This is a genomic window from Pantoea sp. Taur (assembly GCF_009830025.1).
Classification (GTDB): domain Bacteria; phylum Pseudomonadota; class Gammaproteobacteria; order Enterobacterales; family Enterobacteriaceae; genus Pantoea; species Pantoea communis.
Genome location: NZ_SZZZ01000001.1, coordinates 229,067 through 252,202, shown reverse-complemented (window position 1 = coordinate 252,202; position 23,136 = coordinate 229,067). Strand labels below are relative to the sequence as shown.

18 protein-coding genes and 1 pseudogene are annotated in these 23,136 nt (G+C 52.2%); 8 read left to right on the top strand and 11 right to left on the bottom strand.

The genetic code is table 11. From position 1 onward, the window contains the following. Positions 1–83: 83 nt before the first annotated feature. Positions 84–605, top strand: a complete 522-nt coding sequence (locus FD744_RS01130) for a GNAT family N-acetyltransferase (RefSeq protein ID WP_160834529.1) — start codon at positions 84–86, stop codon at positions 603–605. On the opposite strand, the gene FD744_RS01125 is transcribed toward FD744_RS01130, so the two are convergent. From FD744_RS01125 to FD744_RS01110, 4 genes are read right to left on the bottom strand one after another with little or no spacing between them, the layout of a single operon-like run. Beyond that, the gene (locus FD744_RS01125) at positions 602–2,002 is read right to left on the bottom strand and encodes an ABC transporter ATP-binding protein (protein WP_160866962.1); all 1,401 of its coding nucleotides are present in this window, start codon (positions 2,000–2,002) and stop codon (positions 602–604) included. The genes FD744_RS01130 and FD744_RS01125 overlap by 4 nt on opposite strands. After that, on the bottom strand, positions 1,999–2,781 hold the full coding sequence (locus FD744_RS01120; protein ID WP_160866961.1) for an ABC transporter permease: 783 nt from the start codon (positions 2,779–2,781) through the stop codon (positions 1,999–2,001). Before FD744_RS01120 ends, FD744_RS01125 begins: the two co-directional genes overlap by 4 nt. Further along, entirely contained in the window at positions 2,778–3,713 is a 936-nt protein-coding gene (locus FD744_RS01115) for an ABC transporter permease (RefSeq protein ID WP_160866960.1), read from the bottom strand. The genes FD744_RS01120 and FD744_RS01115 overlap by 4 nt, the downstream gene beginning before the upstream one ends. Beyond that, on the bottom strand, positions 3,713–5,239 hold the full coding sequence (locus tag FD744_RS01110) for an ABC transporter substrate-binding protein (RefSeq protein WP_160866959.1): 1,527 nt from the start codon (positions 5,237–5,239) through the stop codon (positions 3,713–3,715). The genes FD744_RS01115 and FD744_RS01110 overlap by 1 nt, the downstream gene beginning before the upstream one ends. Before the next feature lie 191 nt (positions 5,240–5,430). Between FD744_RS01110 and FD744_RS01105 the strand changes: the two genes are divergently transcribed. After that, positions 5,431–5,616: a tautomerase family protein gene (locus FD744_RS01105; protein WP_034822328.1), complete on the top strand. Its 186-nt coding sequence runs from the start codon at positions 5,431–5,433 to the stop codon at positions 5,614–5,616. Between the two features lie 42 nt (positions 5,617–5,658). On the opposite strand, the gene FD744_RS01100 is transcribed toward FD744_RS01105, so the two are convergent. Further along, positions 5,659–5,976 (bottom strand): DNA-binding transcriptional regulator, encoded by a 318-nt coding sequence (locus FD744_RS01100; RefSeq protein ID WP_097117631.1) that lies wholly within the window; start codon positions 5,974–5,976, stop codon positions 5,659–5,661. Continuing rightward, positions 5,969–6,358: a type II toxin-antitoxin system RelE/ParE family toxin gene (locus FD744_RS01095; RefSeq protein ID WP_160866958.1), complete on the bottom strand. Its 390-nt coding sequence runs from the start codon at positions 6,356–6,358 to the stop codon at positions 5,969–5,971. Before FD744_RS01095 ends, FD744_RS01100 begins: the two co-directional genes overlap by 8 nt. Before the next feature lie 198 nt (positions 6,359–6,556). Here FD744_RS01095 and FD744_RS01090 point away from each other — a divergent pair, with 198 nt between their 5' ends. Next, positions 6,557–7,297: a GntR family transcriptional regulator gene (locus FD744_RS01090; protein ID WP_160866957.1), complete on the top strand. Its 741-nt coding sequence runs from the start codon at positions 6,557–6,559 to the stop codon at positions 7,295–7,297. Here FD744_RS01090 and FD744_RS01085 read toward each other — a convergent pair. The 4 genes from FD744_RS01085 to FD744_RS01070 form a co-directional block, all read right to left on the bottom strand. Further along, the gene (locus tag FD744_RS01085; protein ID WP_160866956.1) at positions 7,284–8,264 is read right to left on the bottom strand and encodes a PfkB family carbohydrate kinase; all 981 of its coding nucleotides are present in this window, start codon (positions 8,262–8,264) and stop codon (positions 7,284–7,286) included. The genes FD744_RS01090 and FD744_RS01085 overlap by 14 nt on opposite strands. Next, positions 8,251–9,279 (bottom strand): ADP-ribosylglycohydrolase family protein, encoded by a 1,029-nt coding sequence (locus tag FD744_RS01080; RefSeq protein ID WP_160867183.1) that lies wholly within the window; start codon positions 9,277–9,279, stop codon positions 8,251–8,253. Before FD744_RS01080 ends, FD744_RS01085 begins: the two co-directional genes overlap by 14 nt. Positions 9,280–9,290: 11 nt before the next feature. Continuing rightward, positions 9,291–10,565 carry a nucleoside permease gene (locus FD744_RS01075; RefSeq protein ID WP_097117635.1) on the bottom strand — a complete coding sequence of 425 codons (1,275 nt, stop codon included), beginning with the start codon at positions 10,563–10,565 and terminating at the stop codon, positions 9,291–9,293. Between the two features lie 171 nt (positions 10,566–10,736). Continuing rightward, positions 10,737–12,113: an aldehyde dehydrogenase family protein gene (locus tag FD744_RS01070; protein WP_160866955.1), complete on the bottom strand. Its 1,377-nt coding sequence runs from the start codon at positions 12,111–12,113 to the stop codon at positions 10,737–10,739. A 480-nt stretch (positions 12,114–12,593) separates the two neighbouring features. On the opposite strand from FD744_RS01070, the gene FD744_RS01065 reads away from it, so the two are divergent. The 3 genes from FD744_RS01065 (at position 12,594) to FD744_RS01055 (ending at position 17,852) form a co-directional block, all read left to right on the top strand. Beyond that, the gene (locus FD744_RS01065; RefSeq protein ID WP_034822338.1) at positions 12,594–13,523 is read left to right on the top strand and encodes a RepB family plasmid replication initiator protein; all 930 of its coding nucleotides are present in this window, start codon (positions 12,594–12,596) and stop codon (positions 13,521–13,523) included. A gap of 2,150 nt (positions 13,524–15,673) precedes the next feature. After that, on the top strand, positions 15,674–16,873 hold the full coding sequence (locus tag FD744_RS01060; RefSeq protein ID WP_058960453.1) for an AAA family ATPase: 1,200 nt from the start codon (positions 15,674–15,676) through the stop codon (positions 16,871–16,873). Between the two features lie 7 nt (positions 16,874–16,880). Further along, on the top strand, positions 16,881–17,852 hold the full coding sequence (locus FD744_RS01055; protein WP_160866954.1) for a ParB family protein: 972 nt from the start codon (positions 16,881–16,883) through the stop codon (positions 17,850–17,852). Between the two features lie 447 nt (positions 17,853–18,299). Here the strand turns inward: FD744_RS01055 and FD744_RS01050 are convergent. Continuing rightward, a pseudogene (locus FD744_RS01050) lies at positions 18,300–20,231 on the bottom strand (aliphatic sulfonate ABC transporter substrate-binding protein). Between the two features lie 276 nt (positions 20,232–20,507). On the opposite strand from FD744_RS01050, the gene ssuD reads away from it, so the two are divergent. Beyond that, on the top strand, positions 20,508–21,680 hold the full coding sequence (gene ssuD / locus FD744_RS01045) for an FMNH2-dependent alkanesulfonate monooxygenase (protein ID WP_160866953.1): 1,173 nt from the start codon (positions 20,508–20,510) through the stop codon (positions 21,678–21,680). A 14-nt stretch (positions 21,681–21,694) separates the two neighbouring features. Further along, the gene (locus FD744_RS01040; protein WP_160866952.1) at positions 21,695–23,101 is read left to right on the top strand and encodes an FAD/NAD(P)-binding protein; all 1,407 of its coding nucleotides are present in this window, start codon (positions 21,695–21,697) and stop codon (positions 23,099–23,101) included. Positions 23,102–23,136: the final 35 nt, after the last annotated feature.

Sequence of the window (23,136 nt, the reverse complement as noted above, 5' to 3'; positions counted from 1 at the left end):
ATAATTTCCTATGTTCAAACCCGATGATTGGCGCGTGACACAGTGGCATCCTGTGTTTTTCGCTAGCCGATTATCAGGAACATATGGATATTATTCCCGCCCGACCCCATCACGCCGCTGCCATTCAGAAAATCTATGCGTGGCACGTCCTCCACGGCACCGCCACCTTTGAAACCGAACCGCCCAGCGAAAGCGAAATGCTCAACCGCGTCAAAGATGTGCAGCAGCGCGGTGGCTTCTGGCTGGTGGCGCAAGAGGATGAACAGGTATTGGGTTATTGTTATCTGGCACCTTATCGACCGCGCTATGCCTATCGCTTCACGCTGGAAGATTCGATTTATCTCGATCATGAACAGACCGGGCGTGGCGTCGGGCGGGCGTTATTGCAAAAAGCGATTGCGCTGGCAGAAGCAGCAGGCTTTCGCCAGATCATCGCCATCGTGGGAGATAGCGCCAATCAGGGTTCGCTGGGATTACACCGGGCGCTCGGCTTCGAGCACACCGGTGTGATGAAATCGGTGGGATTCAAACATGGCCGCTGGCTCGACACCGTCGTGATGCAGCGCTCACTTGGTGTCGGTGATAGCCAGCCGCCAGAACGTTAAGCCGCCTGCATCGCAATCACGCGATCTGTCCCCTTCTCCAGCAGTTCGCGATCGTGGCTCACCAGCAGCACGCCGCACTGCAGCTGACGCGCCATCTGCGTTATCAGCTGCAGAGTTTGCTGCTGTACCAGCGGATCGAGTCGCGATGTAGGCTCATCGGCGAACAGGAAAACCGGCTCAAGCAGCATGACGCGTAACAGAGAGAAGCGCTGTAACTCGCCGCCCGAGAGCGAATCGGGGCAGCGCGTGAGTAATGAAGGATGTAACGCTAATTGCTCCATTAGCGAGTCGCGTTTTGACCGTTCAATGCGATGACGACGCAGCACCTCCTCCAGGCTTTGTGACAGTGTGCGCGTGGGGGGAAACAATGCCGAGGGATCCTGATAGATCTTCTGATACTTCAGCGCGCTCGCCGCGACGTGACGTGTAATGCTGCCCTGCTGTGGCGCGAGTAATCCCAGCAATACGTCGCCAAAGCTGCTTTTTCCACTGCCGCTGGCGCCATGTAAGCCGACAATTTCCCCAGCATGCAGGGTGAAATTTTCTGGTACACCCAACGTATTTCCGCCGCGCTGCAGTTTTAATCCTTGCGCACTTACCACGGGTTTGCTGCGGATCACCGTGCTTTGCCGTTGCGGCCAGGCAACGGGATCGGCGGCCAGCAATTCACGCGTATAACCCTGCTGCGGGGTGTATAACACTTGCTGCGCTGCGCCTTGCTCGATCACTTTGCCCTTATGCATGACGATAACGTCTCCGCCCAACTGACGCGCCAGCGCAATATCGTGCGTGATGGTCATTAAAGTCCCACCTTCAGCCACTTCACGACCCAGCAAAGTAGCAACGTCATCGCGTCGGGACACATCCAAACCCTTAGTCGGTTCATCTGCTATCAAAATCTCCGCACCGCCCGCGCGCGCCGCCGCAAATGCCGCACGCTGCGCCATGCCACCGGACAGTTGCCACGGGAATTTTTGTGCCGCTGCCTGTAAGCCCAGTTGCGCAAGGTCATCCTGCGCAGCCGCCACGCTTCGCGGCGCGGAATGCCCTCGAATATAGCGATAGCCTTCCACGACCTGCTGCTGAACCGCCATGGTGGGATCGAGCGCCAGCCAGGGTTCTTGTGGCAGCGAGGCCATAGTCCTTCCCCACAAGCTGCGTAACGCATCACGATCCTGCGGTAACTGATAGCGTTGACCGTTGATGATCAGGGTTCCGCTGGCCTGAAGTGTCTCCGGCAAAATTCCCATTACCGCCTGCGCCAACAGGCTTTTTCCGGAGCCAGTCTCACCCAATAAAGTGAGCGGTTGGCCAGGTTGCAAGTGGAAATCAACCGGCTCCACCAGCGTGGCTTCTGCTGTTGCGATGTTTATGCCGATGGCCTGTAATCCTTTCATGCACGCTCCTTTTTCATCATCAGGTTAAGGCTAATCAGCAATAAAAACAGTGCGACCACAGGCTGTAGCAGCAACCAGGGCGCTTCCCAGGCAAAGGGCAGCAGTTCGGTCATCATCAAGCCCAATTCCGGTGTCGGTGGACGGACACCGACGCTGATAAATCCCAGTGCCGACACGGCCATGATGGCGCTGCTAAACGAGAACAGTGCAACGGTAAGCAAAACAGGTGCGAGTGCCGGCCAAAGGTGACGGTGAAAGCGGTAGATCGCGTTAAAACCCAGCAGTTTCGACGCCTGCATACCCGGCGAATGCACAATCGGACGTAAGGTGGCGCGTGTCACACGGAAGAATTCCACCCACAGCACCAACGAAATGCCTAACCACAGCATCTCCGGTGAGTCCGGGGCAATCGCCGCCAGTAACAGCACCAGCAGCAGGCCGGGCAGCGCGAGGCACATATCCCCCAGCATGCTGACCACACGGTCGAGCACTCCACCATAAAGCGCGCTGAGTACGCCAGCCAGCACACCGACCAGCATCGCACTGATCACGCACAGTGCAGCCAGACCCAGTGACAGGCGCAGCGCCGCACTCAGGCGCGGCAGCATGTCACGTCCCAGGTGATCAAAACCTAACAGATTGGCCTGGCTGGGCGGCTGCAACATGTTGAGCAGTTCTTGTTGCAGAGGATCACCATGATGAAACAGAGGCAGTAAAAAGGCGTAGCTCAGTAGCAGAGCTAGCAGCAGTAAACCGACATGACGTGAAGTTAATTTCATGGGCGCGTCCCTCGCGGATCAAGCAGATGGCAACCCGCATCCACCAGCATGTTAAGCAGTACAAACAGCAGGCCGAGCGTCATGGCACTGGCCTGAATTACCGGCACATCGCGGGCGAAAATGGCATGAACCAACGCATGCCCAATGCCCGGCCAGGCAAACAACGTTTCCACTACCACCACGCCTTCCACCAGCCAGACAAACTGCATGCCGAACCAGGTGAGTACCGGTGTTCCCAGATTGCGTAAACCATGACGACGCAGCAAAGTGACGGTCGCCAGACCTTTTTGCTCCCCCCATTGGTAATAACCCGCGTTCACCACCTGCCAGGTGGCTTCGCGCACCACACGCACGCCCACCGCGCTTAGCGACAAGGCCAGCGTCAAAGCGGGTAACAGGAAATGACGCAGCTCACCGTGTCCCGCACTCGGCAGCCAGTCGAGTTGCAGCGCGAACAGCACGATCAGCAGCATACCCAGTGCAAAATGCGGCACAGACTTAAGCATCGATGTCAGCCAAAACAGCAGCCGATCCAGTTTGCCATTGGCATGGCAACCGGCCCAGATACCCAACGGCAGCGTGATAATGATTGCCAGTAGCAATGAAACACCGGCTAACGCCAGCGTCTGACTCAGTTGCCAACGCAGTTCATCCATCACCGGTTCGCCGGAAACCAGCGAGCGACCAAAGTTGAATTGCAGCAGATCGAATAGCCAGTGCAGTAAGGCGCTGCCTTGATCGGCTGCGCCACTTAACTCCTGCTGCACGCGCGCGACGGCATCCGCATCAACCCGATCATAGCCGTAACGACCGCTGGCAATGCGCCACGCCATATCGCCCGGCAGCGACCGGACCAAAAACCAGGTGAGTAATCCCACCGAGAGCACGACAAAAAATGCCTGCATCAGCCGCCAGCAAAGTTGTTTGATCATCACGGCTCCCAACGCAGTTGGCGCAGGCCGAAGTGACGCTCAAACGGATCGAGCGCGACGTTTTGCAACTGACTGTTGATCGCTGCAGATTGTTGATACCAGGCGATTGGAATCATCGGGAGATCCTGTTGCAGTACCGAAGTGATGAGTGTTCGAGCTTTGGCACGCGCGGAGGCATCGGTGGATTGCGTCAGGGTATGCAGTGCGCCACTGAATCCTGTCGGATGCCAGTTCATCGCCCCCCAGTCGCCACCTTTCTCGGCATAATCCTGCAATAAGGTGCCGGTTGGATCGGGCGTGAGTGCAAAGTTGCGTGAGAACAGCGCCAGTTGCAGTCTCCCGCTGTGGTGCTGGGCAGGAATTTCACTGGCATTGGTTGAGTTAATCTTCACTTCAATACCGATTTTACGCAGTTGCTGCTGGATAACCATCGCCATCAACGGCAGTTCAGGGCGATCCGGGAAGGTCAGCAGCGTCAGGCTGAATCGCTGGCCGTTGCGGGTCAGCACACCATCTGATCCCGGTTGCCAGCCGGCTTTCTGCAACAGCGTGACCGCCGAATCGGGCTGATAGGAGAGTGGAGGCAGCGCCGCATTGTGCCACTCGCCCATGTTCGGCGGGAACAACTGGCTGGCAGCACCCGGATAGCGCAACACCGCCATCGCTAACGCATTACGATCAATGGCCATGCTGATCGCTTCACGCACCGGCTGTTCCGCTAACAGCGGATCGCCCAGATTGAGCTTCAGCATAAGCGTGCGCGGCACGGGGATTGCGGGAAGTTGCAGCGCAGGTTTGCGTGCCAGACGCTGACGGCTGGCGGCATCCAGATTGAACACATAATCCGCATCACCGCTTTCTGCTAATAGCGCGCGGGTCTCTGCCCGGCCAGAAGAGAGATAGCTGGCTGCGGCGATGTATGGTTTTTCTCCCCAGTAACCTTCAAAGCGTTTTACCTCTAACGACTGCGGCGGCTGAAAGGCGGTCAGCATAAACGGCCCGGAGCCGATGATGCGCGTGATGTTGCCCTGTGCATCCCAGCTGGATAACGCCAGAATTTGCGAGCGACTTTCCGCCAGGACGGAAAGCAGAGGTGTGAAAGGCTCGCGCAGCGTGATGGTCACCACCTGCCCTTCTCCGCTGATCTCAGTGATCGGTGTTTTATCCAGTAATCCCGCTTTACTCCGCGCAGTATTGAGTGATTTCACTACCGCTGCCGCATCCAGTGGCGAACCATCATGGAAATGCACGTTATCGCGCAGCTGTAATTGCCAGCGCAAACCGTTTTCCGAGACCTGCCAACTCTTCGCCAAAGCCGGGATCGGTTCACCGCGTTGGTTCACTTCCACCAGCGTTTCCACCACATCCATGCGCAGAAGGATGTCACCGGAAAGCGCCGGATCGGCACCTTTAATTTCAAACGGAGCGGCAATGCGCACCGTGTTTTCCTGATGCTGCGCCGCGAATGAGGCGCACGAAGCTAGGCCGAGCGCCGTGGCGATCAGCAATTTTTTCATTGATTTCATTATGGTTTCCGAAAAATACCGCTACAAAAATCCCAGAGAAATTACGTTATAACATAACAATACACATTTGAACACAGATCGCCTGCGGGGATAAACGGTTTGCGCGGGTGTTTATGACAAATTGACACTGCATGCTCGGGCATGACTGGGTTATGCTGAAACCGAATCTGAACCCTCAAGGAGAAACGGAAATGCCAGAAATCGTTGTCTATGCTGCGGAAGGCCGCACGGTTGAGCAGAAGAAGAAGTTGCTGAAAGCGGTGACTGCCGCAGTCGCGGACTCGTTTGAGATTGATGCCAATTCGGTGACGGTCTCAATCATTGAAACGCCTAAGCATCATAAATCTAAAGGCGGCGTGCCGTTTGATGAGCGGTGATAGGTTATTTGATGCATAAAAGCCCAACAGGGCTTTTATGTTTTATAGAATGAAAACCGCTGGGCCTTTGTCTTCAATGGTGTTGAGGATACGCAAAGCCGCTTTATTGGGTTTACTCTCGTTACGTTCCCACTTTGAAACACTCTCAACTGACATGCCTGTAGTCATTGCCAGCGCCGCCTGCGACATCTTCCATCTTAAGCGTACCGCTTTAATCTCAATCCCAGACATAGCGCGTACTGGAGGGATATTACGAGCTTCGATCGCCGCACTGATTTCCGCAACCGTCTCGCCCTGAACAACGCCCAATTGGTTATAGCGCTGCGCCATATCGTGGATTTTCTTTAAGCGTTCAGTCATCACAAGTTACCTCGATTAGTTCTTTTAACTTAATCAACTCCCGGACCTTCTCATCTGACATCGCAATAAAATCCCGAGCGATACGGCAATAAGCATCAATTTCATCATCTTCAAGTTCTTTGCCTTTCTTCTTTGATAGCTGACTTTTCAAGAACATATCAAAGAAATAAATGTTGTTGCCATAATTGAAGAAAACAATGCTACGCGCGCCGTCAGATGCCCCCACACCAGGCAACCCGAGTCGTTTTTTGAACGTGTAACGTCCTAATGGGTCTCCATGTAATCCCGCAAAAGTCGACTTTGCAGCTTTACACAAAATTTTATCATTGATGCGTGCATTACATCTCTCTTCCTGAAATTCTGGCGTCAGGTAAATGCCCATTTACCCCTCCTTGCCTTAAAATATCCGTAAGCGTGACTATAGTCTTCGTTACGGGTTAGGTCAAATTACAAGCGAAAGGATTGGTTGAATCTAAGCGCTAATAACCGCAATAACATGTGGTTAAAGTCGCTACGCGAACGGTGAAAATTCAGTATCATATCTCACCCCTGGCTAACCCAATTGAGTGCTCAGCACGCTATGACTGAACAGAATCCGCTGTTTTCGCGGCTTACCACCACACTGGCTGAAGAGAGCCGTACGCCGTTGTACAAGCGCTTTGCCGCCGCCATCAAAGAGGCGGTGCGTGATGGCATCCTGGTGCATGAAGAGATCCTGCCCGGTGAGCGAGAATTCAGCCTGTCGCTCAGCATCTCGCGTATTACGGTGCGTAAAGCGATGGATGAGCTGGAAAAAGAGGGGGTGGTGTTTCGTTCACGCGGTTACGGTACACAGATTTGCAGCCAGTTTGAGTATTCGCTGAAAGAGCCCAAAGGTTTGTCGCAGCAGGCGGTTTTACGCGGTAAAAAGCCTGATACGGTGTGGATTAATAAGAGCAAAATTCAGTGCAGCGCGGAAATCGGTGAAAAACTGGGATTAAGCAAAGGTAGCGAAGTCTACTTGCTGAAGCGTATTCGTTATGTCGATCAGCAAGCGGTGTCAGTTGAAGAATCCTGGGTGCCGGCACGCTTTATTGCAGATGCCGATGACATTGGAATTTCTTTGTATGATTACTTTAACAAGCAACAGATTTTGCCTGTTAAGTCCCAAAGCAGAGTGAGTGCCCGCATGCCTGATGAAGCGCTCCAGCAGCAGATTGCCCTGCCCGCCAATGTCCCTGTGTTAGTGATTAAACAGCTGGCACTTGACGCGCAAGGCAATCCTTTGGAGTACAGCATCAGCTACTGCCGCAGCGACATGTACGTCTTTATTGCTGAGTGAGTCTTTGCTGCCAGTAGTTCTGCAGCGTGGCGCGGTCGGGTGCACAATCACCACCGCGTTGCGACACCACATAAGACGCTATGGCATTACCCAATGCCACACTCTCGGCCAGTGACCAACCTGACGCGAGGCCGGCTAACACTCCTCCCGCATGGCTGTCACCGGCGCCAATCGTGTCGACCACTTGCGTTACCAGAGCAGGGATCCAACCCTGCGACTCTGCATCGATATAACCTGCGCCATCACTGTCTAAACGCACCACCAGCCCAGCGCCAAAGTGTTGTTGCCATTGAGCCATTAACTGACGGGCATCAAAAGCTTCATGCTGGTTTAAACGTTCCTGCCACAGTAATTCCGCTTCCTGCCTGTTCACTGTAATCAGTGGTTTTAGCGCCATAATACGGGCAAATTGACACTCACCGATGTCAGCCAAACGCGGACCGAAATCCACCAGCAATTGATAGTTATGCGCCTGCTGTTCAAGCCAGTCGATCAGCACATCGCCGTTTTTGCTGGTCAGTTGATAGCCAGACAAGTAGATCCAACGCTGCGCGGGTTGTGGCAATGTGCCCAGCAGTTCGGCATCCCACAGATTTTCGACACCGCTAACCGACAGAAAAGTGCGCTCACCATCCGGCTCCACCAGTGCCAGACACCAGCCATTGTCTCCTTTACTGGTTTCCAGCACGCTGTGAATGCCATATTCCATCAGCTTCTGCCGCACAATACTGGCCCAAATGCCGTTACCCAGCGGCAGCGCGTTGATGGATGGAATGCCCAACCGATGCAGGGCGATCGCTACATTCAACGCACAACCGCCCACGTTAACGCCCTGCTGGTGGAGTTCAATATCACTTCCCCGATGCGGTAACGAATAGGCATCAGCAATCACGTCCACCACAGCGGCACCAATCACGCACACCGGCAGACGTCCTTCCAGCCGGTTCAGGTCATCAGGCGTCAGCATAAACGGCCTCACGCTGCTGACGGAAACGCATGAATGCGTTGCTATAGCGAGTGAAATCCAGCGCGTTGGCAGCATCCAGTTCGGCTTTTAACTGTGAATCAATCCCATCAATGCCATGCAACGCTCCGCAAATGGCCACCGCCATCGCGCCGATGGTATCGGTATCGCCACCCAGATTGGCACAAAGAATAGCGCAGCGATTCGGATCGGTATTGGCCAGCTCAACCATTGCAATAGCAGCTGGAACCGATTCGATGGTGGCCGTCCCGGTCCCCACCAAATCATAAATTTGCTGCATCCCTGATTCCACGCCTCTGCCCTGCGCCACAACGCTCAACGCCAACTCAACACGCGCGGCCATGGACGCGCTAAAGGTCGTGACGCGTTTTTCCTGCGCAGCGCGTGCAATCGCAGGCAGTTCATCGCGGATGGATGTCCAGCTTGCGCCGTCAATGGCACGTGAGACGGCCCAGGCAATCACCGTTGCCCCCGCGATGGCGACATCTGATTTATGCGTAGGACTGGATGCCAGTGCGACGGCGTCAATAAAGGCATCCAGATCTTTGGCTGGCAACAGACAACCAAGCGGTGAAACGCGCATCGCCGCGCCATTGGTCATGCCGTTGTTCTCCAGCTGCGCCACTGGCGTTCCCATTTTCAGTGCATTCAGAGCTATTTTGGATGTGGGTCCCAATACGTTTTTGTTGAAGGCATCAAACTCCTCTGCCCAGCGCAGGATATTGGCACCAATGGTCTCAGCGTTGATATCGCCATCATGCATGACTATCGCATCTGCCAAAGCCAGCGCCATCGACGTATCGTCAGTAAATGCCGCGCGGCCAAAATAACAGGCGGCATTGTTTTCAGCAGGCCCCGGCAGAAAACCATCAATCCAGCCAAAATGTTGCTTAACGCGACTGCGCGGCCACAATTCCGATGGCATGCCCATCGCATCGCCCAGTGCCTGACCATAGAAAGCGCCCAAAATCCGTTTTTCCTGGAGTGTCATTGTCATCATTACATCTCTTATTTATGGCTATCAGCGGTGGCTGATTGCTCGAAAGCGGTTAATTCTTCACTGCGTTTTTTGCCATCGCGGAACAGCACAATGAAGGCGATGGTGATAATGATGATCATCACGCTGCCAAACATCCACATGCCCGCCCAGTTGAACGTTTGGCCATTGCGTGGCTGGTCGTACGCGAACATCTCCTGCATCAAATATCCGCCGAGACGATAGCCCAGCAAGCTGCCAATCCCCTGGCATGCGAGCGTGATCAGGCCCTGTGCTGCGTTGCGCATCGCGACCGGTGCTTTTTTATCAACGTAGATGTAAGCCGTGATGAAGTAGAAGTCATAACTGACGCCGTGCAGCAGAATGCCCATAAACAACAGGCCAATCGTCAGGGCATTTTGATCGCCGCCGAACACAAAGAATATGTAGCGTAGCGCTGCGGTGGTTAAGCCAAGCAGCAACACTTTGCCGATGCCAAAGCGCTTGATAAAGAACGGCAGTGCCAGGAGGAAGAAGATCTCCGATACCTGACCCAGCGTCATCCAACCGGTGGCGTGTGGCAGGCCCACCTCCGTCAGGTAGCCTTCAGCAAAGATGTAGTAAAACGCCAGCGGCATGCTGAACAGGAATGAGCAGACGAAGAACACCAGGAAACTGCGATCTTTCAGGAGATGCAGCGCATCCAGACCCAGCGCCACACGCAGGCTGAATTTGCCGGTGCTTTTCGGCTCAGTTGCCGGCAGCATCAGCGAAAAGATCCCCAATACCAGTGAACTGGCAGCAGTGATCAGCAGCGGCACATTGCTGGCTGAAATGTCGCCATAGCCCATCAGCGGCGGCAGGAAACCACAGGCAATGCCTGACGCAATCCAGCCTAAAGTGCCCATTACCCGCACGCGTGGATAATCGCGTTCGACATCTTTGACATGCGAGAAAGCAATACTGTTAGTCAGCGCAATGGTCGGCATGTAAGTGAGCGCATACAACAGCAGCAGTGGGAAGAAACCACTGAAGTGCGTCTGCTGGGCCGCGAAATACATCAGAATGGAACCGACGATCATCAGCAGCGACAACACTTTCTGTGCCTGGAAGAAGCGGTCTGCCAACGATCCAACGAGGATCGGCGACAGGATAGCGGCAATCGAAGTACAGGCATAGCACCAGGCAATCTCAACCGGCGAAAAGCCGTTTTTGCTGAGGAAAGCCCAGAGCGGCACAAACCATGCCCCCCAGATAAACCACTCGAGAAACATCATGAAGGATAATTTTGGGATTGTTGTTTTCATTAAAATAGGACTCCCCGGTGTAGGTGAGGCCAATCTAACACCACTAACAATACCTTTGTAATACCATTAGCGGATTCTTTGAGCTACTCCACAACAATTTTAACCGAGGATTAACAGTAAGGCAGGAGATAGAGCGAGGAATAAGGGCGTGCAGTGCACGCCCTGAAAGTCTTAACGACGGTTTTTCCAGACGGTCTGGATATTACAGAATTCGTGAACGCCAAAACTGGAAAGTTCACGACCATAGCCGCTCTTCTTCACACCACCAATCGCCACGCGGGGATCGGAAGCACCGTTGCCATTGATGAACACGGCGCCGGTTTCCAGTTTCTCTGCCAGCTCATTGGCTATCGCTTCATTACCGCTCCACACGGTAGCGCTCAAACCAAATTCGCTGTTATTCGCCAGCTCTAAAGCATGCTGTGCATTGCGTGCCACGGTAATCGCTGCCACGGGGCCAAAGATCTCCTGCTGGAAGGCGATCATGTCGGGTGTAACGTCAGCCAGGATCGTTGGTGCGTAGTAGTTGCCAACGCCATCGATCTTATGACCACCGATAACCAGGCGCGCACCCTGTTTCAGGGTTTGCTGTACCTGCTGGTCTAACTCATCACGCAGATCATAACGCGCCATTGGCCCGATATAAGTTTCTTCATTCAACGGATCGCCAATTTTTAGTGCCTGCACAGCCGCGCTAAAACGCGCCTCAAACGCTTCTGCGACACTTTCTTCAATGATGAACCGTTTGGCTGCCATGCACACCTGTCCGGTGTTCTGGTAACGTCCAGTGACCGCTGAAGCTACTGCGGCATCCAGATCGGCATCTGCCAGAACAATAAAAGGATCTGCGCCGCCGAGTTCCAGCACGGTTTTTTTCAATACCGCACCGGCTTGTGCTGCAATAGCACCGCCCGCCCGCACACTTCCTGTCACCGCAACTGCCGCAATACGCGGATCTTTAATTGCAGCCGAAACGCCATCGTTATCCACGTTAATCACGGTGAAGCCACCTTTTGGCAGATCGGTCGCGTCAAACAGTTCTGTCATCAGATTGGCTGCACCCATTACGCTTGGCGCGTGTTTGAGCACATACGTGTTGCCTGCCAGCAACATGCTGACTGCACCGCGCAGCACCTGCCAGTAAGGAAAGTTCCACGGCATTACCGCAAGAATTACGCCTAATGGACGAAACGATTGCCAGGCTTGCTGATTTTCCACCAGCGTAGGTTTGTCAGCCAGCATGGCCGGGCCTTGTTCTGCGTACCAGTCACAGAGATTGGCGCATTTCAAAACTTCAGCACGTGCTTGCGCGATCGGTTTGCCCATTTCCAGCGTGGCCATTTCTGCAAGTTGATCCTGACGCTGGCGGATCTGTTCTGCTAACTGGCGTAACACGATGACACGCTGTGCCATGCTGGTGGCTCGCCATTGTGCAAAAGCATCCGCGCTGGTCTGCAACGCAGCTTCGAGTTCAGCGGCATTCTGCAATGGATATGATGCGATGATTTCGCCAGTGGTAGGGTTACGTGAAATAACGTTGTCAGTCATAAGATGCCTTCGTCATGAGTTGTAGGGGATGAATATGAGTTTCACCTTACGCTCGGTGAAGATTGATGAAAAATGAATAATAATGAGGAAGTTGTTCTCTTCTGATGAAAGAAGCGGATCTTCTTCGCAGAGAATTAATGTTTTTTCGCCATTGGTGGGATCAATCTTACTGACCTGCATATTCTGACAGTTTTTGATGTTAGAAGCTGATTCTTCATAGGGTTATGCAGTTATACAGTGAATAGATCTTAAAGAAAGATCATAGAGAGATCTTAAAGAGATCCTAAGAGATCCCCGATCGCTGCAAGCCGCACCCCACAAGGCCTGAGAAGGTGATCGCGTTCACTATAATCAGAAATACGTTCACTACAATCAGCATAATATTCACTATAGACTGTAGAATGTTCACTATAAACAGTGTTAATGTTCACTGTAATCAGAAATCGATCCTTTTCATCCACAGAATGAAGATCTCAGGCTATGGCAGATAAAGAGAGTGAAAACAAAGCGTTACTAGAACCTTTTCTGTCGGTGACAAAAAACAGCGGTGAGGTTATCCAGCTTCATCCTAATAAAAATAACACCGTACAACCGGTCGCGTTGATGCGCCTGGGTCTGTTCGTTCCGACACTAAAGTCTACTGCGCGTGGGAAATCGGGCGCGATGGCTTCAACGGACGCCACCAAAGAGCTCAAGAACCTTTCGTTAGTTAAAGCGGAAGGCTATGAAAAGATTACCATTACTGGCGCAAGGCTGGACATGGATAATGATTTCAAAACCTGGGCTGGCATCATTCAGTCTTTTTCGCGTTATCCCTCAAAGGGCGACACCGTGACGCTGCCGTTTATTGATTTCGTGAAAATGTGCGGGATCCCATCGGCAAACTCTTCAGCGGCCTTACGTAAGCGTTTAGATGCCTCTTTACGACGCATCGCAACCAATACGTTGTCCTTTGAAGGTAATGGCAAAGCGTATCATACCCACCTTGTGCAGTCGGCGTATTACGATCGTGAAAAGGATCTGGTGCGCATTCAGGCCGATCCTAAACTGTTTGAGCTGTATAACTTTGATCATAAAGTCTTGCTGCAGCTGCGTGCTATTTCACGGCTCAAACGTAAGGAATCGGCTCAGGCGCTGTATACCTACCTGGAAAGCTTGCCAACCAATCCTGCACCGATATCGCTGGCGCGTCTGCGCATGCGTTTAAACTTAGGCTCTAAGACGACCACGCAAAACCACGTGGTTCGACGCGCGATGGAGCAGCTTAAGGAGATTGGTTACCTCGACTATTCAGAGGTGAAGCGTGGACGTTCTGTGTTCTTTATTATCCATAGCAGAACGCCGAAGCTGGACGGTATCAGCAATCTTGAGAGCATTGATTCCCTCGATGATATTGAGTTTGAAGACTGATTTTTCACGTTCACTGTAATCAGCACCCTTCCCTTGAGTGTGTCACTTAATCGCCAAAAGTGACACACTTCTTCTCCGCACTGTTCACTGTAATCAGCATCCCTTCATTCATTCACTGTAATCAGTAACGTTCACTGTAAACAGTTTTCAGCGACACGTTAGTCTTACTTCCTCTTGCAGAGTTATCAGATTCGACGAATCATTGGGTTTAATTTTGATAGTGAGTACTTACTAGGTGGGTTTTCAACACTCGATCGCCCTCTTTTGCAGCGGGTTTGCTGATTACAGTGAACATCAGCCATAGCGTATTTGGTTGCTGATTACAGTGAATGGTGGTGATGTAGTGAAAACAGATTATAGTGAATGATTAAATTTAAGTGTTTGAATATTTTAGGTAATATTTAATTGTTGGTATTCATTCACTGTAATCAGCTTATTGTCTGTACAAATAAACAGTAAAAGTGACAGGGTTGGTCACCTTCACTGATTACAGTGAATTTTTCCCTTTATTGCAGATTGCAGTGAACGTTATGCCAGTGCGGTCGGGAATGGATTTAAGGCCTCAATCGTGCGCGTCACGCTGTCACTGATTACAGTGAATGCTCTGCAGCCCTTCCCTCTTCCGAAACATTTTTATACCTGATCGTTGTGGCCACAGAAGATCGCTTTACTGATTACAGTGAACGTAAATAACTTTACCTGCGAGGAGCAATTACTGATTACAGTGAATGTTACAACCAGGGATTTGGGAGGTAGGAAAAAACGGTCTTCACCTGTTTTGCTGATTACAGTGAACGTTGGAGTTCAAAGACAAACATTCCGTTTCTGGTTGATCCGGCAATGGGTGCATGTAATAGCCACCGGTTAAAATGGACACTTCACCAGTAAGAGCAGCTAAAATGCTCTTCTCTCTTCTCTCTTCTCTCTTCTCTCTTCTCTCTTCTCTCTTCTCTTTAATCGGTCATTTGCCATCGGTCATATCCCACCGGGCATGCCTCTTCAGTCGTTCATTCTCTGGCCATTGCTTATCTTCAATATCGCCAGTAGAGCATGGTGAACCGGTCAGGACCCGCCAGTTATAGCTTACCCGCTATCGCGTACTTGCAATGCTCAACGCTGAGCATCTACCCGTTTTCACTCACGTACAGGCAGCCATAAGCCACCGATGATTTAGCTTCACTCACTCACTCACTCACTCACTCACTCACTCACTCACAACAAACCCGCATTCGCGAACCACGAATCACAACTGAAAACGCAAATTGGGTTACTGATTACAGTGAATGTTGACAGTCATTTTAGCCCGTATTCACATCCCTGACTCCTGACTCCTGACTCCTGACTCCTGACTCCTGACTCCTGACTCCTGACTCCTTTACTGATTACAGTGAACGTTCTCACGTACGCCCTACCCTTTCCGCCGATTATGGCGAATCCATTTAAGACAAAACTGCTGATTATAGTGAACGCTACGCTGAGAGAACGATTTGGGTTACTGATTACAGTGAACGTCTGAATGTGGCTTAGACAAATTGCTGATTACAGTGAATGCCAGCTAGCCATACGAGCTGTTGATTACTGATTACAGTGAACACTCGGATTAAATCAATGCTCCCCACATGCAGTCTACTGATTATAGTGAATGCTTATGTTAGGACTAAGCTGTCTCTACTAACCGAAAACGCCTGCAGCCGATTTCGTCATAGAGAGCCCTGGCTTTCAACTGCTCATCGTGAAAATCAATATCACTGATTACAGTGAACGTAGCGCAGTTGTTTACTGATTACAGTGAACCTATTGCCACTTACAGTGAACGTTTACTGATTACAGTGAATCTTATGCCGAATATAGTGAATGCAGGCTGTGATTTCAGCCATATCACCCTGCCCGCAACTCTCGTGCAACGGACGATCAAATTACTGATTACAGTGAATGCTGGAGCAAATACGCGAATGAGGCGTTGCTCACACTTTCATCCATTATTCCGCTCTGATTAAAACATCTCCGCTGATTACAGTGAATGTTTGCACTAACACGCTCTTACTCAAGGTATTTTCACAGCGCTAAATGTTTCGCATTAGATGAGATAGATTTGCCTCATGTGCAGGATTTCGGTATAAAGTCATAAATCCTACATGTGTGGAGCAAGTATGGCTAACGATGAGAAGCAAGTTCTGAAAGTCGCACAACGTTCAGAAAAAATGCTAATGAGCCTGACGGAACAGATTCAGGCGCAGAAAGAAGAGTTGCAGGAAAACACTTTTTATCAGGTTTACGCCAAAGCGGCGTTAGCCAAACTCCCTAAATTAACGCGTGCGAGCGTTGATTACGCCGTAAATGAAATGGAAGAGAACGGCTATCCATTCGATAAACGCGCGGCGGGCAGCTCTACCAAGTACGCAATGTCCATCCAAAACATCATTGATATCTACCATCATCGCGGCGTGCCAAAGTATCGCGATCGTCACGCAGAGGCATTCACGCTGTTTGTTGGTAATCTCAAAGGTGGCGTATCGAAAACCGTCTCAACGGTCTCACTGGCCCATGCGCTGCGTGCGCACCCACATCTGTTGTATGAAGATCTGCGCATTCTGGTTATCGACCTCGATCCGCAATCCTCTGCCACCATGTTCCTCAATCATGAGCGCTCTGTCGGACTGGTAGAAGCCACAGCTGCGCAAGCGATGCTGCAAAACGTGGGCCGCGAAGAGTTGCTTAATGAATTCATCGTGCCATCGATTATTCCTGGTGTCGACGTACTGCCGGCCTCCATTGACGACGCCTTCATTGCATCACGTTGGGAAGAACTGTGTGCTGAGCATCTGCCTACGCAGAATGTGCATGCGGTTCTGTATGACAACGTCGTTGCAAAACTGAAGAAAGACTATGACTTCATTTTCATCGACAGTGGCCCACATCTGGATGCCTTCCTGAAGAACGCTATTGCTGCATCTGATTTACTGATGACGCCAGTTCCACCAGCACAAGTTGATTTCCACTCGACGTTGAAGTATCTGACGCGCCTGCCGGAACTGATTGGCATCATAGAGGAATCAGGCGCATCCTGCCGCTTGCAAGGCAACATCGGCTTTATGTCCAAGCTATCGAATAAAGCGGACCACAAGCTTTGTCACAGCCTGGCGAAAGAGATCTTTGGCGGCGACATGCTGGATGCTGCTTTACCGCGTCTGGACGGTTTTGAGCGCTGTGGAGAGTCATTTGATACGGTGATCTCTGCGAACCCATCGACCTATGTGGGCAGCACCGAAGCCTTAAAGAATGCGCGTTCGGCAGCGGAAGATTTCGCTAAAGCCGTATTTGATCGCATTGAATTTATTCGCCTGAACTGAGGTTACTATGAGCGCAAAACGAATCACGATTGGCCGTACCTTCAGCCAGACACCTTTGCAGACTGAGGATGCCTCAGACGGACATTCTCAAACCTTTATCCTTTCGACCGGTAAACGTGCCCTGTTCACGCTTGAACACATTACGGCGAAGGAAATTGAAGAAAAAACCTATGTGGTAATGGAAACGAATGGCCGCGACCAGTCAGGTTTGACGCCTGAATCGCTGCGCGACATTATCCGCACCATTAAATTGCAGCAGTTCTTCCCTGCTATTGGTGTGAAGCGCGGCGACCGTATCGAAATTTTGGATGGTTCCCGCCGCCGTGCCGCCGCTCTGCACTGCAAAACTGGGCTGGATGTGCTGGTCACTGAGGTTGCCATCACGGCAGATGAAGCACGTCGTCTGGCGCAGGACATCCAAACCGCACGCGAACATAATCTGCGTGAAGTGGGGATGCGTCTGCTGTCATTAAAAGAGAGTGGCCTGTCACAGAAAGAGATTGCCCAGAGCGAAGGCCTCTCGCAGGCAAAAGTTACGCGTGCGTTGCAAGCCGCGAGCGTACCACTGGAGTTGGTTACCCTGTTCCCAAATCATTCCGAGTTAACTTACCCGGATTACAAAACGCTGCTGCAGGCGTATGAGAAGCTTCAGGAGATTGGTCAGTCGGTTGAAGCCTTAATTGATACCATTGGCATGGATGTCGATACGGTCTGCGCACGTGATGGTCTGGCTGAAGATGAAGTAAAAAATGGGATTTTGCGTCTGGTGCGTAACGGTAGCCAAACACTGATCCAGTCGCCAGCAAAGGACAAAGCGGTCGCCACGCCTCTCTGGACGTTTGCTGATAAAGATCGCTATGCCCGCAAGAAGACACGCGGCCGCATGTTCAGCTACGAATTCAATCGCCAGTCGAAAGAATTGCAAGATGAGTTGGATCGGGTGATAAACGAGACACTCAATAAATATCTCAATCAGTAGCGAAATGCCGCCTTCGGGCGGTTTTTTTTGCCTGAATTTCAGCTTTTCGCCAGTGCTATTTCATCGCTAACTGTATGAAAAATATCTAACCTGTGTAGAAATTTCAGGCTGAAATCGCCAACTTTTTCACCGTCTATATGCATACCATTCTTGCGCCGTAGAGTTTAGTGAATCTGTGGTGAAGGCAAAATAACCAGCTGGATAGGAAATCAACAAAGGCTATCCAGGGGAGGAAATCAGATTGCGAATGCCCTGAAATTTTCTTCATTCGCCATCAGGATTTCACAGCTAATGAATTGAATTAAAAGTGTTTTTTAAATTAATTTCAGGCTGAAATCGCCAGCATTTCAGCAAATTTCAGCGCTGCATCGAGGGTACTAACCCGGTTTAGCCAGATGATATTCAATGATTTATCCACAGAAAAGGTGGATAACTTTATTCGGGCCGTTAGGCTGTAAGTGACAAAACGCTGGGCGATTGCCAAACCGCTTCCCGAACATGGACAGGCTTGTTTATCAGACCCAATGCATAAAAACGATCGGCGATGATTTGTTGCTCTTTAATCACTTCAAATACCATTGAACGGGTTTTATGACTGCGCCGTGTTAAAGCTCTTTCAACGGCCAAAAGGTCAAGACCCAATTCCTCCGCAAGCAGACCAGCAGCTTCCTGCCGATGATTATCAATAAAAATGCCGGTCTGCTGTAAACTCTCCACTAGCTGATGGGCCACGTCGTGATGTTTTTCCACATAATCGCGACGTGCCAGATAAAATTGGTGGTTGCGCACACGCCCCTCACCGTTGGCCAGCACGCGCAACTCAGGATTGCTCTCCGCCGCACTGAGTAAGGGGTCCCACATCATCCATGCATCGACCGCCAGATAATCACTGGCCGTCAGAGGATATTTCGGCGGCGCATACACCACTTTGAGTTCATCAAGGGTGATACCTGCTTCTTCCAGCAGCTGCAGCAATAACCAGTGAACGTTAGAACCTTTATTGACCGAAATACGTTTACCACGTAAATCAGCAATGCTACGGATATCGCTATCGATTGGGACAACTATCCCCACGCTACTGGGCGCAGGGGGTTCCCAGGCGATGTAGGTCACTGCATTGCCATTCGCCTGGGCGAAAATAGGCGGCACCTCGCCGGTGGTACCGAAATCGATCTCGTTATTTTGTAAGGCATAAAGCAGTTGAGGCCCGGCAGGAAATTCGCTCCACAACACGCTGACGCCCTGCTGTGCAAAGCACTGCTCAAGACTTTGCCGTGCTTTTAATACCCCAAGATTACCGAATTTTTGATAACCGATACGTAACTAGCGTTCCTGATGAGGCTCATCAGCAGAGGCAGTTGCAATGTAACTCGCCGCCTTACGCCGTCCTTTTATCAATCCCTGATGAGCAAGATGAGTACGCAGCGTGTGGCGGCTGATGCCAAGCAACGCCGCGGCCTGTGTCTGATTGTGTTCAGTGAAATCCAGCGCGTGAGTAATCAGGCTGGTGATGACGCGATCAAACAGTTGATTGGGCTTAGTGGAGAGTTGTTGACGCAGGAAGTTATCAAGCGTTGATGCTTCCGCGTTGTTAAATCCCTGTTCACTGTATCTTGTTAGTCGCAAATGAGCTGGCGTTAGCGTCTCCTCCCGACTCAGAAGTACTGCGTTGTGAAGCGTATTTTCCAGCTCGCGAATATTGCCCGGCCAGCTGTACTCCAGCAGCACTTCCAAAGCATCCGGTGACAAACGACGCACCGGTCGACCTAAACGACGTGCATACAGCGAAAGGAAATGCTGCGCCAGCAGCGGGATATCATCACGACGCTGCCGCAACGGAGGCAGCGGCACCACCGCAATGTTGAGGCGATAGTAAAGGTCTTCCCTGAATCGCCGTTCGCGGATCGCCTGTGCCAAATCTACGTGGGTGGCAGCGATGACACGCACATCCACTTTAATCGGCTTGCGCGAACCCACGCGCGTAATCTCGCGCTCCTGTAATACGCGTAGTAACTTGACCTGTAGCGACAAACTCAGCTCTCCAATCTCATCCAGCAGCAGAGTGCCGCCCTGCGCAGATTCAAACCAACCGGGATGCGCCTGGGTCGCGCCGGTAAATGCCCCTTTCTCATGACCAAAGAGTTCGGCTTCGGCAAGACTTTCAGTTAAAGCACCGCAGTTAACGGCGAGAAAGGGGCCATGGCGGCGTTGGCTATGATGATGGAGATAGCGTGCGACAACTTCCTTACCCGTGCCGGTCTCGCCGACAATCAATACCGTGGCGTCAGTGGGGGCGAATTTGTCGAGCAATGATTGAAAAGCGAGAGAAGCCGGGTCGACTAAACGCGGTGAATCAGCGTAATTGCTATAGTTGGTCAGCATCTTTAGATGTCCATTAAGGAGTATCAGCACACGCTAATCGTTGCTATTCACTGTGAACAGCAGGAAAAAAGCATAAGCAGTTGCATATGCAGCAATAGCTGTAGGCGGTAAGTTGCCGATGCGACAAACACAAACAGCAGTAGGGGCCTAACCCGCTGAAATAGCGTCATTATCAGGAGAATCAAAGCTGGCACGTTTTTCGCTAACAGCTATATAACTAAAAAAGCATCCCAAAATGATCATTTTTTAATAAAGTTATATAGGAAAAGCATAATGGCCGAATCCGCAAACAAGAACATCAATGTCTTCTGGTTTCTCCCGACGCACGGTGACGGTCGCTATCTCGGCACCACAGAAGGTGGGCGCCCGGTTGATTTAGCTTACTTACAGCAGGTGGCATTGGCCGCCGACAATCTCGGTTACTACGGTGTGCTGATTCCCACCGGCAAAAGTTGCGAAGACTCATGGCTGGTTGCTTCTGCACTGGCACCCATCACCAAAAGACTGCGTTACCTGGTTGCCGTGCGTCCAGGGTTACAGCCGCCGACATTAGCCGCGCGTATGGCTACCACTTTAGATCGCCTTTCTGAAGGACGCTTGCTAATTAACGTGGTGACCGGCGGTGACCCGGTTGAGAACAAAGGCGACGGCATCTTTCTCAATCACAGTGAACGCTATGAAGTCACCAAAGAGTTTCTCGACGTGTATAGCCGCTTAATGCGTGGAGAGAAGGTTGACTATGAAGGGCAGCACATTCACGTTGAAGGCGCAGAGGTGTTGTTCCCTCCGGTGCAGGAAAATGGCCCACCGCTCTATTTTGGCGGTTCGTCCGAGGCCGCCATTGATGTTGCTGCTGAGCAAATCGATACCTATCTGACCTGGGGTGAGCCTTCTGAGCAGGTCGCAGAGAAGCTGGCGGTGGTCCGGGAACGTGCTGAAGCGCGCGGGCGCAAACTGGAATACGGCATCCGCCTGCATGTCATCGTGCGTGAAACGGAACTGGAAGCGAAGGCGGCGGCAGAGAAATTAATCGGACATTTGGATGAAGACACCATCGCGCAGGCGCAGAAGATTTTTGCGCGTATGGACTCTGCAGGTCAGGCACGTATGAGCGCGCTGCACAAAGGCTCGCGCGATAATCTCTACATCTCACCAAACTTATGGGCAGGCGTTGGTCTGGTGCGCGGCGGAGCCGGAACGGCATTGGTAGGAAGTCCTGAGCAGGTTGCCGAACGCATACGGGAATATCAGGCACTGGGTGTGACCAACTTCATCCTGTCGGGATATCCGCATCTGGAAGAGGCGCATCGTGTGGCAGAATTGCTGCTGCCGCTATTACCGCTGGCAAATGGTCAGCAGCAGCGTGCGCGCACCATTAACACCGGCCCGTTTGGCGAAACCATTGGTGGCGATAAACGTCCTTCAAAACAGGCGAGCGCCAGCTAATGCAGGAGAAGACGATGGCACGACCTCACATTATCATCACAGGTGGCGGGTTCAGCGGAACGGCGCTGGCGATTCATCTCGCGCGGCAATCGTCCTCTCCATTACTGATTACAGTGGTCGAACCGCGTGAGCAACTGGGCGGTGGGGTGGCCTACTCCACGCAGGAACCGGCGCATCGCATCAACGTCCCGGCTTCGCGCATGCAACTCAGCGGCGATGAGCAGGGCGCCTTTGACCGCTGGTATCGTCAGCAGCCTGAGTGTTTACTGGATTCAGTAGCCCATTGTGATGACGGATCAGTCTATCCGCAGCGCGCGATGTTTGGTCGCTATCTGGCAGAGCAGTTTGCCCTTGCGGCAGAACGGCATCCGCAGATTGAGTTACGGCACGTTCAGGCCAGTGCCATTGCATGGGAAGGGCAGCAGCTGTTACTCAGCAATGGCGAGACACTACAGGGCGATGTGCTGGCGTTAGCGATCAGTCACCCACCGCCATCATTGCCTCGCTTGCTGCAGCCCTTTGCCCATCACCCAGCGCTGATTGCCAATCCATGGCAAGCCGGCGTGCTGGATGCGATAGATCCTGACGCCGCCGTTGCCATTATCGGAACCGGCCTGAGTATGGCGGATGTGGTTGCCTCATTAGGCACGCGGCATCATCAAGGCCCGTTAACCGCCTTCTCACGCCGCGGACAGCTCTCACGCGCCAATCTGCAGGGTGAGTGGCCTGAATGGACGTTAGCGCCTCAGAACGTCCCCAGCGCACGTCTGTGGTTGCATCACATCAGGGATGAAGTTGCCCGAGCGGCACAGCAGCAATTACCCTGGCAGCGCGTGCTGGACGATGTCCGTGCGCAGGGCCAAACCATCTGGCAATCGTTGCCGCTGCGCGAGCAGCAGCGCTTTGTGCGCCATCTGCGTTCGTGGTGGGATGTGCATCGTTATCGCATCGCGCCGCAGGTGTCTGCCGAAATCACCAGACGACAGCAGCAGGGCAGCTTGCAGGTGCTGGCCGCCAGACTGCACGCCATCACTGCTCAGGGCCTCCAGCTGGCAATCACGCTGCGTACACGCCAGGGTGAAATGAAAACGCGCCTGCTCGATCATCTGATCGTCACCACCGGACCGGGGCATGATGCGCTGACACATAGTCAGCCGCTGTTGCGTTCGCTGAGTGAACAAGGTCTGATTCGTGGTGACCAGCTTGGTTTTGGCCTCGATGTGGACCTGCAGTCACACGCACTTGACCAGCGAGGACAGCCCAACGCCCGCCTGCTTGTGGTCGGACCCGCCGCCCGCGCGCGTTTCGGCGAGTTGATGGGCCTGCCACAGGTTGCCGATCACGCCGCTGCCGTTGCTCAGCAAATTCTTGAAGATCTTCACATCGCTCAAGACGAGCGATGTCCCCCTTACGCTTCTTAATCTCTCAAACATCCTAAAAACACACTAACGAACGC

Excerpts from the sequence above, each read along its gene's own strand:
- FD744_RS01085 (WP_160866956.1), bottom strand. The coding sequence starts at position 8,264 with ATGCTGACGCCTGATGACCTGAACCGGCTGGAAGGACGTCTGCCGGTG.
- FD744_RS01060 (WP_058960453.1), top strand. The coding sequence starts at position 15,674 with ATGGCTAACGATGAGAAGCAAGTTCTGAAAGTCGCACAACGTTCAGAA.
- FD744_RS01090 (WP_160866957.1), top strand. The coding sequence starts at position 6,557 with ATGACTGAACAGAATCCGCTGTTTTCGCGGCTTACCACCACACTGGCT.
- FD744_RS01075 (WP_097117635.1), bottom strand. The coding sequence starts at position 10,565 with ATGAAAACAACAATCCCAAAATTATCCTTCATGATGTTTCTCGAGTGG.
- FD744_RS01040 (WP_160866952.1), top strand. The coding sequence starts at position 21,695 with ATGGCACGACCTCACATTATCATCACAGGTGGCGGGTTCAGCGGAACG.
- FD744_RS01115 (WP_160866960.1), bottom strand. The coding sequence starts at position 3,713 with ATGATCAAACAACTTTGCTGGCGGCTGATGCAGGCATTTTTTGTCGTG.
- FD744_RS01065 (WP_034822338.1), top strand. The coding sequence starts at position 12,594 with ATGGCAGATAAAGAGAGTGAAAACAAAGCGTTACTAGAACCTTTTCTG.
- FD744_RS01055 (WP_160866954.1), top strand. The coding sequence starts at position 16,881 with ATGAGCGCAAAACGAATCACGATTGGCCGTACCTTCAGCCAGACACCT.
- FD744_RS01095 (WP_160866958.1), bottom strand. The coding sequence starts at position 6,358 with ATGGGCATTTACCTGACGCCAGAATTTCAGGAAGAGAGATGTAATGCA.
- FD744_RS01105 (WP_034822328.1), top strand. The coding sequence starts at position 5,431 with ATGCCAGAAATCGTTGTCTATGCTGCGGAAGGCCGCACGGTTGAGCAG.
- ssuD (WP_160866953.1), top strand. The coding sequence starts at position 20,508 with ATGGCCGAATCCGCAAACAAGAACATCAATGTCTTCTGGTTTCTCCCG.
- FD744_RS01130 (WP_160834529.1), top strand. The coding sequence starts at position 84 with ATGGATATTATTCCCGCCCGACCCCATCACGCCGCTGCCATTCAGAAA.
- FD744_RS01120 (WP_160866961.1), bottom strand. The coding sequence starts at position 2,781 with ATGAAATTAACTTCACGTCATGTCGGTTTACTGCTGCTAGCTCTGCTA.
- FD744_RS01080 (WP_160867183.1), bottom strand. The coding sequence starts at position 9,279 with ATGACAATGACACTCCAGGAAAAACGGATTTTGGGCGCTTTCTATGGT.
- FD744_RS01070 (WP_160866955.1), bottom strand. The coding sequence starts at position 12,113 with ATGACTGACAACGTTATTTCACGTAACCCTACCACTGGCGAAATCATC.
- FD744_RS01125 (WP_160866962.1), bottom strand. The coding sequence starts at position 2,002 with ATGAAAGGATTACAGGCCATCGGCATAAACATCGCAACAGCAGAAGCC.
- FD744_RS01100 (WP_097117631.1), bottom strand. The coding sequence starts at position 5,976 with ATGACTGAACGCTTAAAGAAAATCCACGATATGGCGCAGCGCTATAAC.
- FD744_RS01110 (WP_160866959.1), bottom strand. The coding sequence starts at position 5,239 with ATGAAATCAATGAAAAAATTGCTGATCGCCACGGCGCTCGGCCTAGCT.